The sequence below is a fragment of the Kribbella sp. NPDC006257 genome (assembly GCF_040613535.1).
Taxonomy (GTDB): domain Bacteria; phylum Actinomycetota; class Actinomycetes; order Propionibacteriales; family Kribbellaceae; genus Kribbella.
The window spans coordinates 174,342-191,883 of record NZ_JBEXSJ010000001.1; the positions used below are offsets into that span (position 1 = coordinate 174,342).

Sequence of the window (17,542 nt, forward strand, 5' to 3'; positions counted from 1 at the left end):
GAGAACCGATGACACAGCAGGTAGTAGTGATCGACGTCGTCGGTCTCACCCCGCGGTTGCTCCGGAAGATGCCACGGCTCCGGTCCCTCCCGCTGTCCCGTGAACTCGGAGCGGTCCTTCCCGCGGTCACCTGTTCAGCCCAGGCGACCTTTCTCACCGGCAAGTTGCCGACCGACCACGGCATCGTCGGCAACGGCTGGTACTTCCGGGATCTCGGCGAAGTCTTCCTCTGGCGTCAACACAACCAGTTGGTGCAAGGGGAGAAGCTCTGGGACATCGCGCGCCGCAGCAACCCGCAGTACAAGGTGGCGAACGTCTGCTGGTGGTACGCGATGGGCGCCGAGACGGACCTGCTCGTCACCCCGCGCCCGATCTACTACGCCGACGGCCGCAAGGCTCCCGACTGCTACACCCGACCGGTCGAGCTGCACGACCGGTTGACGACGAAGCTCGGATCCTTTCCCCTGTTCAACTATTGGGGGCCGACAGCAAGCATCAAATCGAGCAAGTGGATCGTTGCCGCATCGCGCCAGATCCTTGCCGAGGACAACCCCGACCTGTTGCTGACCTACATCCCACACCTCGACTACGACCTCCAGCGGTACGGCGCGTCGTCGGTCCAGGCGACCCGTGCCGCGATCGAACTCGACGCCGTCCTCGCACCGCTCCTCGACGACGCCGAGGCCCGCGGCGCGACCGTGATCGTGCTCTCGGAGTACGGCATCACCGATGTCGAGAAGCCGGTAGACATCAATCGCGTACTCCGCAGCGAAGGTCTCCTCGAAGTCCACACGCAGGACGGGATGGAGTACCTCGACCCGTGGACCTCGAGAGCCTTCGCGGTCGCGGATCACCAGATCGCCCATGTCTACGTGAAGAATCCCGCCGACCTCGATGCCGTGAGCAAGCTTCTCCAAGGCATCGACGGGGTCGCCGAAGTGCTCGACGCCGAAGGCAAGAAGGCGCACGGCCTCGACCACGAACGCGCCGGTGAACTGGTCGCTGTCGCCGAAGCCGACTCGTGGTTCACCTACTACTACTGGCTGGACGACCAAAAAGCCCCAGACTTCGCAAGAGGCGTGGAGATCCACCGCAAGCCCGGCTACGACCCCGCCGAACTGTTCTTCGACCCTGCCGACCGCTTCGTCAAGCCCCGAGCCGCGTCGTACCTGCTGCGCAAGAAGGTCGGCCTCCGCTACGCGATGCAGGTGGTCCCGCTAGACCCGTCGATCGTCCGCGGCTCCCACGGCCGCCTGCCCGCCTCGACCGAAGACGGCCCGGTCTTCCTCAGCTCGGATCCAACTCTCGCCCCCGAAGGATCAGTCGCGTCAACCGCAGTACGGGATCTTCTCTTGAAGGCTTCTAAGCTGATTCCCGAATGACCAGCTCGGTCGGCAGGATGACCGAATCGGCGTTGCCGTTGGCAAGGAGTTCGAGCAGCAGGCGGGTGGTGCCGGCCGCCTGCTCGCCCATCGGGCTGCGGACCGTGGTCAGTGGGGGAGCGGTGTAGAGCGCGGCCTCGATGTCGTCGAACCCGACCACGGCAACGTCGTCCGGCACCCGCCGACCGGCTTCACGCAGTGTCCGCAGCGCTCCGATCGCCATCAGATCGTTCGCCGCGAACACCGCGTCGAGCTGCGGATCGTCGTCCAGCAGTTGCCGCATCGCCTCCGCTCCGGAGATCCGGGTGAAGTCGCCGAGGGCAACGATCGACCGCCGCCCGGTTCCCTGCAACGCCTGCCGGTACGCCGTGAGGCGGTCCTGCGCGGCAGTCATGTCCAACGGCCCGGAGATGGTCGCGATCCGCTTCCGCCCCTGGTCGAGCAGGTGCTGGACGGCCGTCGTCGCGCCGCCGATGTTGTCGTTGTCGACGTACGGCATCAGCCCGGGCGACGCCAGCCGGCCATGCGACACGACGGGCAACCCGGTGCGGGCCAGTGCTGCGGGGAGCGGGTCGGCGCCGTCCATCGAGACGAGCATGGCGCCGTCGACATGACCGGCCGCCAGGTACTGCTCGACGCGACGGCGGCTCTCGTCGGAGCCCGCCAGCACGAGTGAGACCTGCTTGCCGGCTGCCTCGAGCTCGCGGGAGGCGGCGCGGACGACCATCGCGAACATCGGGTCGTCGGAGGCCAGCCCGGCCGGCGGGTCCGAGACGATGATCGCGATGGTGTTGGTCTTCTGGGTGACCAGGTTGCGGGCCGCGCCGTTCGGCACGTAGCCGAGCTCGGTGACGGCGGCCATCACGATCTGCCGGATCTCCGGAGCGACAGTGGGTTCGCCGTTGATCACCCGGGACACGCTGGACTTCGACACCCCGGCCCGGGCCGCGACGGCATGCAGGGTCGGACGTCGCACGCGTGCCCCCTCCGATAGGTGTCCCAGGCATGAGCATCGCGGCGGTTCCGGAACCTTGTCAAGGCTCCGCAAGGTTGCCGCCGGATCGTGACGAGGTCTTGACACCGTTCCCTCAGCACGCAACTCTCAGGCTTAGGGAACGTTCCCCCGCCTTACTTTCCCGCCCGCCCTGGAGATGCCCATGCAGCAGCATTCCCCGCCCCCTGCCCACCGACCGCCCGGTTCAGCACTCCACCCGTCCCGCCGGCCCAGACGTATCCAGGCCGCCACCCTCCTCGCCGTCGCGATCAGCTTCGTCGCCGCGCTCCTCGTCAGCCCGTCCGCCAACGCGGCCGACTCGTTGCTGTCCCAAGGCAAGCCGGTCACCGCGTCCTCGGCCGAGAACGTCGCGTTCCCCGCGACCTCGGCCGTCGACGGTGACCCCGGCACCCGCTGGTCGAGCGCTTTCACCGATCCGCAGTGGATTCGGATCGACCTCGGTCAGACCGCCACGGTCAGCCAGATCCAGCTCAGCTGGGAGGCGGCGTACGCGACGGCCTTTCAGCTGCAGACCTCCGCGGACGGCAACAACTGGTCCTCGATCTACAGCACCACCACCAGCACCGGTGGCAACCAGACCCTGAATGTCACCGGCTCCGGTCGCTACGTACGCCTGCTCGGCACGCAGCGCGCCACCCAATGGGGCTATTCCCTCTGGGAGTTCAAAGTCTTCGGTACTACGGGAGGAACGGGCCCCGGTCCGACCAGCAAGCTCCTGTCGTACAACAAGCCCGGCTTCGCCTCGACGCAGCAGAGTGACGGCAACTGCTTCGAATGCACGCCGGCCAGGGCTTTCGACCTCGACCCGGCCAGCCGCTGGGCGACCGCGACCGACGTCGGCTGGGTCGACCCGGGCTGGATCTACGTCGACCTCGGCGCGACCGCCCAGATCGACAAGGTGATCCTGCAATGGGATCCCGCCTCGGCGAAGTCGTACCAGATCCAGGTCTCCAACGACGCGAACAACTGGTCGCCGATCTACACGTCGACGACCGGTCCCGGGTTCAAGGAGACGCTGAACATCACCGGGTCCGGACGCTACGTGCGGATGTACGGGACGCAGCGCAATACGCCGTACGGGTACTCGCTGTGGGAGTTCCAGGTCTACGGCACCGGCGGTGCACCGAACACGCCACCGACGCCGCCGGCCGATCCGGCGAACCCACCGCGGCTGATCTGGTCGGACGAGTTCAATACCGCGGCCGGTGCGAAGCCGGACGCGAACAAGTGGCGGGCCGATCCCGGCAACGGCCAGAACGGCGAGCTGCAGGTCTACACGAACAACAACAACATCCAGACCGACGGCCAGGGCAATCTCGTCCTGGAGGCTCGTCGTGAGGTGACACCTGGTTCGGCCTGCCCGATCGACCCGGTGAGTGGCAGCGGGACGTGCCAGTACACGTCGGCGCGGATCAACACCGGCACGAAGTTCGACACGACGTACGGCAAGATCGAGGCCCGGATCAAGGTGCCCAAGGGCAACGGCTTCTGGCCCGCGTTCTGGATGATGGGCTCGGACTTCCTGACCGGTCGCCCGTGGCCGTACAACGGCGAGATCGACATCATGGAGATCCTCGGCCGCGAGACCACCAAGGGTTACTCGACGCTGCACGCCCCGGCGTACAACGGCGCCGGCGGGTACGGCGGTTCGTACGGCCTGCCGGGTGGGGCGGACTTCGCGAACGACTTCCACACCTGGACGATGCTCTGGAACTCCACCGGCATCACCTACCAGGTCGACGGTACGACGGTCTTCACCGTCGACAAGGCTCAGCTCGAGGCGACGCGTGGGCCGTGGATCTACGACCACCCGTTCTACCTGATCCTGAACCTGGCCGTCGGTGGCGACTTCCCCGGCCCGCCGAACTCGGCGACGCCGTTCCCGTCCCGGATGCTCGTCGACTACGTGCGGGTCTACCGATGAGGGGCTCGCGGTTCGCCATCTTGCTCACGACATTGCTCGCGCTGTTCGGTGCCTACCTGGTGAGCACCGGTCAGCCGGCGCAGGCCGCTGAAACCCTGTTGTCCCAAGGGCGTCCGACGCTCGCCTCATCGGTCGAGAGCGCCGCCTTCCCGGCCGCGGCCGCCGTCGATGGCGACAACGGCACCCGCTGGGCGAGCAGCTTCGCCGACAACCAGTGGCTCCGGATCGACCTCGGTTCTCCTCAAGCCTTCAGCCGGGTGCTGCTGCGCTGGGAGGCCGCCTACGCCAGTGGCTTCAAGATCCAGGCCTCAAACGACGGCAACCAGTGGGCTGATGTCTACTCGACCACGACCGGTGCCGGGGGAGAGCAGAGTCTTGTTGTCAATGGCAACGGTCGCTATGTCCGGGTGCTGGCCACCCAGCGGGCGACCCAATGGGGCGCCTCCTTGTTCGAGTTCCAGGTCTTCGGTGGTTCTGCGAGTGGGCCGATCGTCCGCGTCGCCGAGTTCCTCGCTGATTGCGCGTACACCCATCGGCTGCCGGACGACCCGATCGTGTTCCCCAACCTGCCCGGTGCGTCGCACATGCACAGCTTCTTCGGTGCGACCGTGACGAACGCGAACACGACCGTGCAGGATCTGGTCAACTCGCCGACGTCGTGCAACCCGGCCGAGGACAAGTCGTCGTACTGGGTGCCGACCCTGTACGTCAACGACCAGCCGGTCGAGCCGACCGGGACCACCTTCTACTACCTGGGCGAAGGTGTTCGCGACGACGTGATCGCGACGACCCAGCCGCTGCCGTTCGGGCTGCGGATCGTGGCCGGCAACGCGAAGGCGACCGGACCCAACGACAACACCATCTCCCGCTGGTCGTGTCTGAACGCCGATGACGCCGGTGCCGGGCACGACTTCATCAACTGCCCGCCCGGCTCGATGCTGGAGTCCTACCTGGACTTCCCGCAATGCTGGAACGGCCGCGACCTGGACTCGCCCGACCACAAGAGCCACATGTCCTACCCGGTCAACGGCGAGTGCCCGGCCAGCCACCCGATCCCGGTCCCGAAGCTCCGTCAGGTGCTGCGCTACCCGGTCAACGGCCCGACCGCCGGCTTCCGGCTCGCTTCCGGTGGTGGGTTCACGATGCATGGCGACTTCTTCAACGCTTGGCCGCCGGCCGAGATGGAACGCCGCGTCAACGACTGCATCCGTCCGATCATCAAATGCGGAGCCAACGGTCATCCGTAGGCTGCCCTGATCCGCCGGGCGGGTTCTCGTCCCAGAACCCGCCCGGCACTCTTGCCTTTGCGAAGGAGTCCGCCGATGAAAGCTCTAGCAGTAGCCGTCCTACTCCTAGCAGCTCCACTCACCGCCTGCGGCACCTCCGCGACCCCATCCCCAAGCGCCGTAGTGCAGACCGACCCGTCCTTCAACGCCACCGACCTGGCCTGGATCGAACTCATGATCCCGATGGACGAACAGCTCCTCCGCGTCCTGGCCACCGCCTCCCATCAAGCCACCACCCCAGCCCTCCGCACCTTCGCCACGACCCTTGCTGCCGGCCACAAGTCAGAAGTGGCCCAGCTCATCGCCCTCCGAACCCGCGCCAAGGCCCCCACCACCAACCAGCACGAGGGCCACGACATGCCCGGCATGATGACCGAACCCGAAGTACTTGCCCTCAGCAACACCAAAGGCTCTGCCTACGACCAGCTCCTCGAGAAGAACCTGAAAGAGAACCTGGAACAGTCGATCATTGTTGCCCGCAGCATCCGAACCGCCGGGCAGGAGCCGGCCGTCAAGAAGCTCGCCGCGTCGATCGAACAGACCAGAGCCGGCCAGCTCCGCCGGCTCGCGACGTTGTGACCGATCAAAGGCTTGCTTGATACGGCGGGCAGCGATTTACGCAGCCGTAGCAGGTGCGTTTCTCACCTCTCGCCGATGACGCCAGACACTACGCGCCGCGGTTTTCCGACCACACCATGTGACGGACGGTTCATCACATGAGGAGGTCGGGATGGAACAGTACGAGCTGTACTGCTTGGCAGACCGGCTGTTCTACGACCTCCCGGCCGACCGTGGTGCGACCGACTTCGCTGCGTGCGGCAGAACTGTTCCGGCGGGCTGGCAGCACCAGTCAGGCGACGTCTGGATGAACTACGCGCCGGTGGACGCCGGCCTTCCACAGCAGGGCTGGAAGATCCACGTCTCGGCCGGCCTCGACGACGCCGAGCAGGCGATCGCAACGGTCTGGGAGTACTGCGTTCCGCGCGGGCTGGCCTTCAAGTTCCTGCGGAGCCGGCCGGTCCAGGTGATGTTCAACTCCAAGTCGGCCTTCCGTGGCTCGAGCGGCAAGCTGATCACGATCTATCCGGTCGACGAGACGCAACTCGAACTCGTGCTGAAGGAACTCGACGGACTCCTGGACGGAATCCAGGGCCCGTACATCCTGAGCGACCTGCGCTACTCGGCCGGCCCGCTCTTCGTCCGGTACGGCGCGTTCGCCACCCGGTACTGCCTCTCCGAGAGCGGGGAGCGCGTGTATGCCCTCGCCGATGCCGACGGCCGGCTGGTCCCGGACGTTCGCGGTGCCACCTTCGCGGTGCCGCCCTGGGTCACCCTGCCGCCCTTCCTCGAGCCGCATCTGCAGGCCCGGAACGCGATCCGGGTCGACGGCCTGGACTACGTGATCGAGAACGTCATCCAGTTCTCGAACGGCGGTGGTGTCTATCTCGGCCATCACCGCGACACCGAGCGCAAGGTGGTGCTGAAGGAAGGACGCCCGCTGGCCGGCCTCGACGTCCTCGGCCGGGACGCGGTGACCAGGGTCGGTCACGAACGCGACATCCTCGAACGGCTGGCGGGCCTGGACGTCGTACCGGCCGTGCACGACTACCTGGTGCTGGGGGAGCATCACTTCCTGGTGCAGGAGTTCGTCGACTCCAACCCGCTGCAGCGGCTGATCGTGCAGCGCTACCCGCTGACCAGGCCGGATTCGCAGCCGGCCGACCGGGCGGCGTACGCCGAATGGGCGCTCGGGATGCTGGCCCGGATCGAGGAAGCGGTGGCTGCCTTGCACGGTCGCGGCGTGGTGTTCAACGACCTGCATCCGGGCAACGTGCTGGTGGACGGCGACGGCCGGTTGGTGCTGATCGACTTCGAGGTGGCCACGCTGGCGACCGAGCAGGCTCGCTCGGCGCTGGCGCATCCTGGTTACGCGGCACCCAGCGATCGGCAAGGTGTCGACGTCGACCGCTATGCCCTGGCCTGCTTGACCCTCGGCCTGTTCGCTCCACAGACCACCATGTTGCTGTCCCTCCAACCGCAGAAGGCCTACCAGCTGGCCGACCTGGTGCACGAAACCTTCCAGGTCCCGAAGGAAACAGTGCAAGCCGCAGCCGACCTCATCGTCGGCAACCGACCCGCCACCCCCACCGAAGCACCCCAGCCGGGACGGGCGACGTGGGCGGAGGCGCGGGGGGCGGTGGTCAGGGCGATCGTGGCGAGTGCGACTCCTGAGCGGACGGATCGGCTGTTCCCCGGGGACATCGCGCAGTTCGAGCCGGGCGGTGGCGTCAACCTCGCGCACGGTGCGGCCGGCGTGCTCTACGCCCTTGCCCGCTGCGGCGCGGACCGCGTACCGGCGTACGAGGACTGGCTGGCCCGGCAGGCTCGCGACCAAGCCATCGGTCCCGGCCTGTATGCCGGTCTGCACGGGATCGCGCTGGTGTTGTCCGAGCTCGGCCGGCCCGCCGACGCGCTCGAGATCCTGGATCGTTGCCTGACACAACCAGTCGGCGTCCGCGAACTCGGCCTGTACGCCGGGCTGGCCGGGATCGGGCTCACCCTGCTCGACTTCGCCGCCCAGCCGGCCGCACTCGCCGCCGCGACCCGGATCGTCGACGAGCTGGCCGATCGGCTGGGCGGACCCGAGGATGTCGGCCGGCTCAGTGGCGAGGGAAAGCCACGGGCGGGTCTGATGTTCGGCTCATCCGGTCCGGCACTGCTGTTCCTGCACGCCTACGAACTCTTTGGTGACACCGGCCTGCTCGACCTCGTCCGGATCGCGCTGCGACAGGATCTGCGCCGCTGTACGACGGTCGAGCCCGGCATGCTGCAGGTCGACCAGGGCTGGCGCACGCTGCCCTACCTCGAAGAAGGCTCGGTCGGGATCGCGATGGTTCTCGACCGCTATCTCCGGCATCGCCCTGACGACGAACTCGCCGCAGCCCTGGAGCCGCTGCGCAAGGTCACCCATTGCGAGTACTTCGTCCAGCCCGGACTGTTCATGGGGCGCGCCGGGCTGCTGCTGGCGGCGGCGCAACTCGAGCCGGCCGTCCAGGACCAGTTGATCGATGGATTCGCCTGGCACGCCCTCTCCTACGGCGACGGCCTGGCCTTCCCCGGCAATCAGTTGCTGCGGCTCTCCATGGACCTGGCCACCGGCTCGGCCGGCATCCTGCTCGCCCTCGGCGCGGCTCTGCACGAGCAGCCGGTGGGCCTCCCGTTCCTCGGACGTCGTCCGGCGCCCGAGCCCTTCGGACCTGGAAAGGAGGTGTAACCACAATGGCTCTTCTCGACCTGCAAGGTCTCAACGCCCCGACCGGCGGTGGCGGTGGAGGTGGCGGCGGCAGCACGCTGACCGTCCTCGGATGTGCGTCCCAGACGCCGAGCAACCTCAGCCTGGTGCTCTGCCACTAGGCGCAGTAGGTCCCGGGCGGGCACTCCTGAACCGCCCGGGACCGACCAGTCAGCAAAAGGGGGGCCATGCGCAACTATCCGGATGCCGAGCGGCTGGCCGGCGTCGAGTCCCTGCACGGCCACCGGATCCCCGACCCCTACCGCTGGCTCGAGGATGCCGCCGACCCACGGACCCAGAGTTGGCAGGCGGTCCAGGACGAACTGTGGCTGACCCACGCCTTTGCGCTGCCCGCTCGTTCCCATTTCCGCTCCCGGGTCGCTGCCTTGAGCGACGTGACCGTCACCGGTACGCCGACCTGGCGCGGTAGCCGTCGTTTCTTCGTGCAGCGGACCCCCGGTCAGGAGCACCCTGTGCTCGTCGTGGCCGACCCGGAGCCGCGGGTCCTGGTCGATCCAGTTGATCTCGATGCCTCCGGCAACAGCACCCTCGATCGCTGGCAACCGTCGCCGGACGGCCGGCTGGTCGCGTTCCAGATCTCCCGCGGCGACGAGAATTCGGTACTGCGCATTCTCGACGTCGACACCGGCGCCCTCGCCGAGGAGCCGATCACCCGGTGCCGGTACTCGCCCGTCGCCTGGTGCGCCGACAGCCGGTCCTTCTACTTCGTCCGCGCGAACCGCCTGTGCCTGCACCGGGTCGGCCACCCGGAGAACGTCCAGGTGCTGGCCGGCGAAGCGTCGTACGGGCTGGAGATCAGCGCGAAAGGGGTCTGGCTCGTCATCTCCGTATCCGTTGCCGACCGCAACGATCTGTGGCTGGTGGACCTGGAACGCCCGGTCTTCATGCCGGTGGTGGTGCAGCAGGGTCTTCCGGCGCGCACCGCGGCAACTGTCGGCCCCGACGGCCGGCTGTACCTCGCCACTACTCTCGACGCACCGTCCGGCCGGATCTGCGTCGCTGATCCCGAGCGCCCGAACCGCTGGACCGAACTAGTCGCCGAACAACCTGACGCCCCACTTGGCGGCTTGGCGATCCTCGACGACGTCCTCCTCGTAGCCCGAACCAGGCACGCCATCAGCGAGCTCACCAGCCACGATCTGCGAACCGGCGAACCACTGCACCAGATCCCCCTCCCAGGGCCCGGTTCCCTCAGCGAACTCACCACCCGCCCCAACGGCGGACACGAAGCCTGGTTCACCTACACCGACAGCATCACCCCACCAACCATCCACCGCTACAGCTCCCACACCCACCAGGTCACCCGCGAGACCGCCACCACCCTCCTCGGCGAACTCACCCGAGAACCGGCGCGCAACGCCGTGCCGGCACGCGACCCCGTGCCGGCGCCGCACGCGGTGCCGGCGGTTGTTGCCGAGGGCGTCGACTTCCTTTCGGCGGATGGGACGGCCTTGCGGATGACCGTTCTGGGACTTCCGGGGAGCGGGTCGCCTAGGCCCACGATTCTCTACGGGTACGGGGGGTTCGGGTTGTCGTTGGTGCCTGCCTACTCGGCGTTCGCCTTGGCCTGGGTGGAGGCGGGCGGGCTGTTCGTGACCGCGAACGTGCGGGGTGGCGGCGAGCAGGGTGGCGACTGGCATCGTGCCGGCACGCTGGGCTCGAAGCAGAACGTCATCGACGATTTCCTCGCGGCGGCGGAGACGTTGATCGCGACCGGCCGTACGACGCCCGCTCAGCTCGGCATCTGCGGTGAATCCAACGGCGGTCTCCTGGTCGGCGCGGCGCTCTCCCAGCGACCTGAGTTGTTCGCCGCCGCCGTCTGCTCCGCGCCGGTGCTCGACATGGTCCGCTACCAGCACTCCGGTCTCGGCGCCTCGTGGCTGAGCGAATACGGCTCGTCCGACGACCCCGAGCAGCTGTCCGCATTGCTCGCCTACTCGCCGTACCACCGCGTCGTGCAAGCATCTCGCCCGGTCGACTATCCAGCAGTACTGCTGACGATCTTCGGTGCCGACAGCCGGGTCGACCCCATGCATGCCCGCAAGATGTGCGCGGCGCTCCAACACGCGAGCAGGAGCAGGCCGGTCCTGCTCAGATCCGAACCGGACGCCGGCCACCTCCCCGGCGCGACCGGCCGCGGCACCGAACTAGCCGCCGACCTCCTAGCCTTCTTGGCATTCCACACCGGACTCACCCCATGACCACCGGAGCCGGGCGGGGCTGGTTGCCGGCGGTCGGGGTTGCCGCGTTGCTCGGCAGCGCGACCGTCCTCGCGTTGCCATCCGTGCTCGGTCGGGCGGTGGATGCGGTGGCGACCAAGGACCGGCCGGAGCGTTGGTTGCTGATCGCGGTCGCCTTGATCGCGGTCGGCATCGCCTGCGACCTCATCGAGGTGATCGCGGGAACGGCTGCGGTCGCGGGGAGGACGGCTTGGCTACGGAACCAGCTAGTCGAGCGGGTGCTCACCTCGGGACCTAGAGACACTTTCGACACCGGCGACCTGGTCAGCCGCTTGTCGGGTAGCGCCGCCGATGCGGGCCGGGCCGGACAAGCCTCGATCACAGCCGTCGCGATGGCGGTCCCGCCGATCGGCAGCCTGGTCCTCCTGCTGTTGATCGACCCCTGGCTAGCAGTCGCCTTCCTCGGCGGCGTGCTGCTCGTCGTCGCCGTACTGTGGATCTTCACCCGCCGTACCGCCGAGATCAGCCTTGCCTATCAGCAGACCCAGGGCCGGATCGCCGCGACACTCACCGAGGCGCTGACCGGCCTGCGAACCATCACAGCGGCCGGCACCGTGGAGCGGGAAGAGCGCCGGATCCTGGATCGGCTACCGCAGTTGCACGAGCAGGGTCTGCGGACCTGGCGGGTCCTCGGCCGGTCCGGCGCACAAGCTGCGATCGTCGGACCACTCGTGCTCATCGCGGTCCTGGCAGTCGGTGGAATCCGCTTGGTGCACGACCTGATCACCCCGGGAGAGTACTTCGCCGCGGCGCAGTACGCCGTGATCGGCGCGGGACTGGGCGGCCTGACCGGCGTACTCGGTCAGTTGGCCCGAGCCCGAGGGGGCATCGTCCGGATCACGGAGGTGATGACTGTCCAGCCAATCGACTACGGATCACTGCGCCTCCCGGCCGGTCCGGGACGGTTGACCTTCGACGAGGTCGTCGTCCGGGCCGCGGACGACGTTCTGCTGGACCACGTCAGTCTCGATCTGCCAGGGGGCGCGACGATCGCCGTGGTGGGAGCGAGCGGCGCCGGCAAGTCCGTGCTTGCCGCCCTGGCCGGGCGGCTCCGCGACCCCGATGCAGGTCAGGTCCGGCTCGACGGCGTGCCTCTGGGAGCCCTGAGCAGGCAGGCCTTGCGGACCGCGGTGCAGTGCGCGTTCGAGCGTCCCGTGCTGGTCGGGTCGACGGTCGGCGAGGCGATCACTGTCGGCCGTTCGGGCCCGGCTGAGTTGCTCACTGCAGCCCGTGCGACGCGGGTGCACGACTTCGTCCGGCGAATGCCCGACGGCTACCGGACACCGCTGGCAACGGCACCGCTGTCCGGCGGCGAGGCTCAGCGGCTCGGCCTCGCCAGAGCATGGACCGCCGAGCGGCTGCTCGTCCTGGACGACGCGACGTCCAGCCTCGACACCGCGACCGAGGTACAGATCAGCCGGACCCTGACGAACGATCCGCGGCGCCGGACCCGGCTGATCGTCACTCATCGGGCGGCGACTGCGGCGCGGGCCGATCTGGTGGTCTGGCTGGACCACGGGCGGGTCCGCGCGGCCGGACCGCCTGGCCTGCTGTGGGATCAGCCCGGATTCCAGGAGATCTTCGGATGAAGCGCGAGGTGCGGTACGGCGTGACTGCGGTCCGCCGCCGCCCAGCACTGTTGCTGGCGGCGTGGTCGGTGCCGGAGATCCTGCCGACCGTCTGCTACGGACTTGTCGTCGCGCATGCCACGGATGCCTTCCTGAGCGGGCGTCCGGTCGCAGGACTGAGCTGGCTCGGCGCCTTGCTGGCTGCCGCGGTGCTCGGCGCGATCGGAGCACGCGGTGTGTACGGCCGGCTCGGTGAACTGGTCGAACCGCTGCGGGACGACCTGGTCCGCGAGGTGGTGTCGGGCGCGCTGCGTACGGCGTACTCCGAGGGAGCCGTCGCACGACTCAACCGCCAGGTGGAGATCGTCCGGGACACCTTCGCCGGGCTGATCCTGGTCGCCCGGAGTTTCGTGGTGACCGTCATCGGGGTGGTCGCCGGTCTGCTGACCCTGACGCCGTTGATCGCCGCGCTGGTGCTGCCGCCGTTCCTGCTCGGTTTCGGGGTCTCGCTGAGCATTCTCGGTCTGGCCGCTGCCCGCGTCCGGGCGTCGCTGCAGGCCGAGGAGGACCTCGCCAGCACAGCCGGTAGTGCGTTCGCCGGCGTCCGGGATCTGACCGCGGTAGGGGCGGAGGGATTCGCGGCCGGCCTGGTCGGCGTACCGATCGAACGGCAGGCCGCGGCGGAGCGTTCGCTCGCGAAGGTCACTGCACTGCGGACCCTCTGTTTCGCTTTGGGTGGTTGGCTTCCGTTGCTCGTCCTGCTGGCTGCCGCGCCTTGGCTGGCGAGCCGGGGTGTCAGCACAGGAACGCTGCTGGGCGGGTTGACCTACGTGCTGGTCGGACTGCATCCCGCGCTCAACACGGTGATGTCCGCGCTCGGCAATGCTGGTTTGCGATTCGTGGTCACCTTGGGACGGATCCTCGACCGGAGCGAGCGCCCGCAGTACAGGTTGGTCGGGCAGCTTCCGGCAGGCCATCGGGTGCGACTGCAGGGGGTTTCGTTCGCCTACGGGCCGGACGCCGAGCCGGTACTGCGTGATCTGGACCTGGTGGTGGAGGAGAACGAGCATCTCGCCGTAGTCGGGCCCAGCGGGATCGGCAAGTCGACCCTTGCCGGGTTGGTCACCGGTCTGCTGGCTCCGACTGCGGGCAGCGTTCTGCTGGGCGGCGTACCGCCGGCTGCTCTGCGTCCGGTGGAACTGGCCGACTCGCGGGTGCTGATCCCTCAGCAGGCTTATGTCTTCACGGCTTCCGTGCTCGACAACCTCACGTATCTCAACCCCGACGTCACGTCGAGCGAACTCGCCGCGGCGATCGACGCCGTGGGGGCCGGTCCCTTGGTACGCCGGTTGGGCGGTCTCGCCGCGACTGCCCGGCCGGCGGAACTGTCAGCGGGGGAGCGGCAGCTGCTCGCGTTGGTCCGCGCCTATCTGTCGCCGGCACCGCTGGCCGTCCTTGACGAGGCGACCTGCCATCTCGACCCCGAAGCCGAACGGGTCGCCGAGGAGGCCTTCGCGGCGCGGCCCGGCAGCCTGATCGTGATCGCGCACCGGGTCAGCTCGGCCCTGCGCGCGCACCGGATCCTGGTCCTCGACGGCAACCACGCCGTCCTCGGCAGCCACGAAACTCTGCTCACCGACAGCCCCATGTACGCCGACCTGGTCGGCCACTGGACAGCGGCTGCTCCCGCCCGGGAACGCCACCTCGCCTGACTCAGATCCAGCCCTTTTCCTGGGCTTTGCGGATTGCCTCGATGCGGCTGCGGGCGCCGGTCTTGGCGAGAACTCTGGACAGGTAGTTGCGGACCGTTCCGGAGGTCAGGTTGAGGGTGCGGGCGGTCTCCTGCACCGTGGCCCCGGTATCGATCAGCTGCAGCACCTCGCGCTCCCGATCGGTCAATGGACAGGCATCGGCGCGCAGCGCCGCCATCGCCAGACCGACGTCCAGCACCGGTTTCCCGTCGGCCAGCTCACGGACCGCGTCGACCAGGTCCTCGGGTGAGATGTCCGTCCCGATCACTCCTACCCGCTGGGACTGTTTGACGACCGACATCGCAAGTGACATCGAGCCGCCGTGGTCCTGCTCGATCAGCATCAGCACGGCCTCGTCTTCGAGCCGTTCGCACAGTTCCAGCATCCCGATCTCACCCGGCAGCAGTGGATCGAGGACGATCACCTCCCGGCCCTCATCGGTGTCCTCGAGCATCTCGTCCGCGCTCTCGAACTCCGCCACCACGGTCAGATCGGACTCCCTGCTGAGCACCGCGGCCAGTGCTCCCCGCACCAGCTTGCCGCGGTGCCCGATAACTACTCGGATCACCGGCGTCGCCCCCTGCCGAACAAGGTCGGCGGACTCGTCCCGAACTGCGGCGAGATCCACCCGGATCGGTCACGCCAGTGTCGCTGCTCGGTCGCTCTTTGTCACCAGCCAACCACCCGTCACCTCAAATTCCGCAACAGCCGGTCACCTGAACGATCGAACCTCCAACAACGCCTACGACCTCACCAGGTCGGTGTAGTCGGGCAGTGGGGTCGAGCGGAAGGCTTTGCCTAGATTGTTGGCGGACCAGATCTGACGCTGAAGCCAAGTCGGCAGGTGTGGGAGGACCCTGAAGGCAAGCGGCACCGCGCCGAACGCCACCTTGTCGCCCGGGATGATCGTTCGCACCACGGTCGGTCCGATTGATCGGCTCAATTCGACCAGCGAGCGGATCTTCCGTTCATAGTTGCGCAGCCCGGAGCGGATATCGCTGCGTGCGGCGGCCAGTTCCCCGGCCAACACGTAGGCCGTGATCACCGCCAGACTCGTCCCGCCGCCAACAGCCGGACCCGGGCAGTAGCCCGCATCGCCAACCAGGCCGACCAGCCCGCGCTGCCAACTGTCCAACGTGATCTGAGTAATCGAGTCGAAGTAGAAATCGTCGGCAGCATCCAGGTGCTTCAGCAGGCGCGGCACTTCCCAGCCGTAATCGCTGTACTCATCAGCGAGAATCCGCTTCTGCTGCTCAATGTCCCGGTGGTCATAGCGGAGTTCCCCTGCTCGGTGGAACAAGAAGCACGCCCGAGCCTGACCGGTCTGGTGGACCCCATAAGTCGTAGCGATCCGCCCCACCTTCATATGCAGCAGCGTCCGGCTCCCCAGTTCGAGCTCATCCGGCATCGAATACACCGCGAGATATCCGCCGAGCGGTCGCCGCATCGACTCCTCCGGCCCAAAAGCGAGCCGCCGAACAGCCGAGTGCATCCCGTCCGCGCCGATCACGAGATCGAACCGCCGCGGCTCACCCCGTTCGAAGGTGACATCCACCCCACTGCCATCGTCGTCCAGGGTCGCGATCGAGTCCCCGAAGACGTACTCGACCCGCTCGCGAGTGGCGTCGTACAGGAGTCTGGTGAGCTCCCCGCGAAGGATCTCGACGTGCCGGCGAGAGATTCCGGCGTTGAAACGCGCCAGATCGACCGTGATCGGACGCTTCCCGTCGCGATACAGCGTCAGCTGGTCCGACCTGGTGCGCGCCTCGTAGACAGCCTCACCGAGACCCATCCGATCAATCACGTCGACGGCGGCGCCGAACAGATCGATCGCATGCCCGCCGAGCCCGTGCCGCACAGCCGGCGTCCGCTCCACGACCGTCACCTCGAAGCCATAGCGATCCAGCCAGTACGCGAGCACCGGTCCGGCCACGCTCGCCCCGGAGATCAACACCTTCTGCACAGCGCACTCCCACCGTCGTTTGTTTACCTACCGGAAGGTAAGCAAACGATCAGGCAGTTTGTCAATGGTTTACTTACCGGAAGGTCAGGTAAACTCCGACCCATGCCGAGAGCGCGCAGTGGGGACACCAAGGCGAGGATCCAGGAGGCTGCCCTGGATCTGTTCGTCACCAAGGGGACGCAGCAGACGAGCCTGCGCGACATCGCCGAGCGGCTCGGCGTCACGAAACCCGCGCTCTACTACCACTTCGCGTCGCGCGAGGAGCTGATCAACAGCCTCGTCCAGCCGATGAAGGACGCCTTCGACGCGTACGTCGACGCGCAGGAGGCGGCCGCTCCTGTCGAGGCGCGCGAACTGCTCGGCTCGTACTTCGACATCGCCTACGAGCACCGCAAGCTGATCCAGCTCGCGATCAACGATCTGACCGTGCTCCAGGAGGCAGGCCTGGCGACGCTCTTCGTGAACTGGCGGCAGCGGCTGATCGCGCTGCTGATCGGCGACGAGCCGTCACTCGGTCAGCAGGTCCGCGGCATGGTCGCGTTCGGCGGGCTGTCCGACTGCGCGGTGATGTTCGACCACGTCGACCGCGACGAACTCCGCCAGGCCTCCGTCGACGCGGCGTACGACACCATGCGTCCCTAGCCGGTATATCCCGTACTACGGGTTGGTGGCCGGCTCAGCCGTCGGCGAGGCGTTTGACGGCGAACAGGACGATCACCAGTACCGAGAAGACCCGGATCGCCCGCTGGCCGGTGGTGACGACCGGCCAGGACAGGAACCCGAGCCAGCAGAGCAGCACCGCGAGCACCAGCAGCGCCGGAATCCCGACCGCGACCGGCGCGAAGACCCCGATCAGCGCGAGCACCAGCGTGATCCCGGGCAGGGTGAGCTTCGGCATCCCGTGCAGCCTGGCCACGATCGGGTAGCTCGCCTTGGTGATCCGCGCCCGGAGCGGACTGACCGGCTGGCTGCTGGAGGAACTCATGCGCCCCATTGTTCCAGTAGGAATCCAGTGGTCGGGACCACGGCGGGGATGAGGTGGGAGGGCAGGGAGCCGCGCGGGGTAGGCGAGGCAGGGGTGAGGTTCGGGTTGCGGAGGG

Annotated in this window: 14 protein-coding genes; 10 read left to right on the forward strand and 4 right to left on the reverse strand. The window is 67.8% G+C overall.

Going from position 1 to position 17,542, the window contains the following annotated elements; translation table 11 throughout:
* Positions 1 to 8 precede the first annotated feature (8 nt).
* Complete coding sequence (locus ABZ004_RS00875; protein ID WP_355677676.1) at positions 9 to 1,382, forward strand: nucleotide pyrophosphatase/phosphodiesterase family protein; 1,374 nt, start codon at positions 9 to 11, stop codon at positions 1,380 to 1,382.
* Here ABZ004_RS00875 and ABZ004_RS00880 read toward each other — a convergent pair.
* Positions 1,363 to 2,358 (reverse strand): LacI family DNA-binding transcriptional regulator, encoded by a 996-nt coding sequence (locus ABZ004_RS00880; RefSeq protein ID WP_355677677.1) that lies wholly within the window; start codon positions 2,356 to 2,358, stop codon positions 1,363 to 1,365. The genes ABZ004_RS00875 and ABZ004_RS00880 overlap by 20 nt on opposite strands.
* Before the next feature lie 181 nt (positions 2,359 to 2,539).
* Here ABZ004_RS00880 and ABZ004_RS00885 point away from each other — a divergent pair, with 181 nt between their 5' ends.
* The 8 genes from ABZ004_RS00885 to ABZ004_RS00920 all read left to right on the forward strand — a co-directional run bounded on the left by ABZ004_RS00885 (position 2,540) and on the right by ABZ004_RS00920 (position 14,440).
* Positions 2,540 to 4,321 carry a discoidin domain-containing protein gene (locus tag ABZ004_RS00885; protein WP_355677678.1) on the forward strand — a complete coding sequence of 594 codons (1,782 nt, stop codon included), beginning with the start codon at positions 2,540 to 2,542 and terminating at the stop codon, positions 4,319 to 4,321.
* Positions 4,318 to 5,568: a DUF1996 domain-containing protein gene (locus ABZ004_RS00890; RefSeq protein WP_355677679.1), complete on the forward strand. Its 1,251-nt coding sequence runs from the start codon at positions 4,318 to 4,320 to the stop codon at positions 5,566 to 5,568. Before ABZ004_RS00885 ends, ABZ004_RS00890 begins: the two co-directional genes overlap by 4 nt.
* A gap of 75 nt (positions 5,569 to 5,643) precedes the next feature.
* Positions 5,644 to 6,186 (forward strand): DUF305 domain-containing protein, encoded by a 543-nt coding sequence (locus ABZ004_RS00895; protein WP_355677680.1) that lies wholly within the window; start codon positions 5,644 to 5,646, stop codon positions 6,184 to 6,186.
* 151 nt (positions 6,187 to 6,337) lie between these two features.
* A complete protein-coding gene (gene lanKC / locus ABZ004_RS00900; protein ID WP_355677681.1) occupies positions 6,338 to 8,881 on the forward strand; it encodes a class III lanthionine synthetase LanKC in 2,544 nt (847 codons plus the stop codon).
* Between the two features lie 5 nt (positions 8,882 to 8,886).
* Positions 8,887 to 9,021, forward strand: coding sequence for a SapB/AmfS family lanthipeptide (locus ABZ004_RS00905; RefSeq protein ID WP_355677682.1), 135 nt, complete (start codon positions 8,887 to 8,889; stop codon positions 9,019 to 9,021).
* A 66-nt stretch (positions 9,022 to 9,087) separates the two neighbouring features.
* A complete protein-coding gene (locus tag ABZ004_RS00910) occupies positions 9,088 to 11,121 on the forward strand; it encodes a prolyl oligopeptidase family serine peptidase (protein WP_355677683.1) in 2,034 nt (677 codons plus the stop codon).
* Complete coding sequence (locus ABZ004_RS00915) at positions 11,118 to 12,749, forward strand: ABC transporter ATP-binding protein (protein ID WP_355677684.1); 1,632 nt, start codon at positions 11,118 to 11,120, stop codon at positions 12,747 to 12,749. The genes ABZ004_RS00910 and ABZ004_RS00915 overlap by 4 nt, the downstream gene beginning before the upstream one ends.
* The gene (locus tag ABZ004_RS00920) at positions 12,746 to 14,440 is read left to right on the forward strand and encodes an ABC transporter ATP-binding protein (protein WP_355677685.1); all 1,695 of its coding nucleotides are present in this window, start codon (positions 12,746 to 12,748) and stop codon (positions 14,438 to 14,440) included. The genes ABZ004_RS00915 and ABZ004_RS00920 overlap by 4 nt, the downstream gene beginning before the upstream one ends.
* A 1-nt stretch (position 14,441) precedes the next feature.
* On the opposite strand, the gene ABZ004_RS00925 is transcribed toward ABZ004_RS00920, so the two are convergent.
* The gene (locus ABZ004_RS00925) at positions 14,442 to 15,047 is read right to left on the reverse strand and encodes a response regulator transcription factor (RefSeq protein WP_355677686.1); all 606 of its coding nucleotides are present in this window, start codon (positions 15,045 to 15,047) and stop codon (positions 14,442 to 14,444) included.
* Positions 15,048 to 15,221: 174 nt separating this feature from the next.
* Positions 15,222 to 16,442 (reverse strand): FAD-dependent monooxygenase, encoded by a 1,221-nt coding sequence (locus tag ABZ004_RS00930; protein WP_355677687.1) that lies wholly within the window; start codon positions 16,440 to 16,442, stop codon positions 15,222 to 15,224.
* A gap of 102 nt (positions 16,443 to 16,544) precedes the next feature.
* Between ABZ004_RS00930 and ABZ004_RS00935 the strand changes: the two genes are divergently transcribed.
* A complete protein-coding gene (locus ABZ004_RS00935; protein ID WP_355677688.1) occupies positions 16,545 to 17,084 on the forward strand; it encodes a TetR/AcrR family transcriptional regulator in 540 nt (179 codons plus the stop codon).
* Positions 17,085 to 17,118: 34 nt separating this feature from the next.
* On the opposite strand, the gene ABZ004_RS00940 is transcribed toward ABZ004_RS00935, so the two are convergent.
* Positions 17,119 to 17,427 (reverse strand): DUF6703 family protein, encoded by a 309-nt coding sequence (locus ABZ004_RS00940; protein ID WP_355677689.1) that lies wholly within the window; start codon positions 17,425 to 17,427, stop codon positions 17,119 to 17,121.
* Between the last annotated feature and the right edge of the window lie 115 nt (positions 17,428 to 17,542).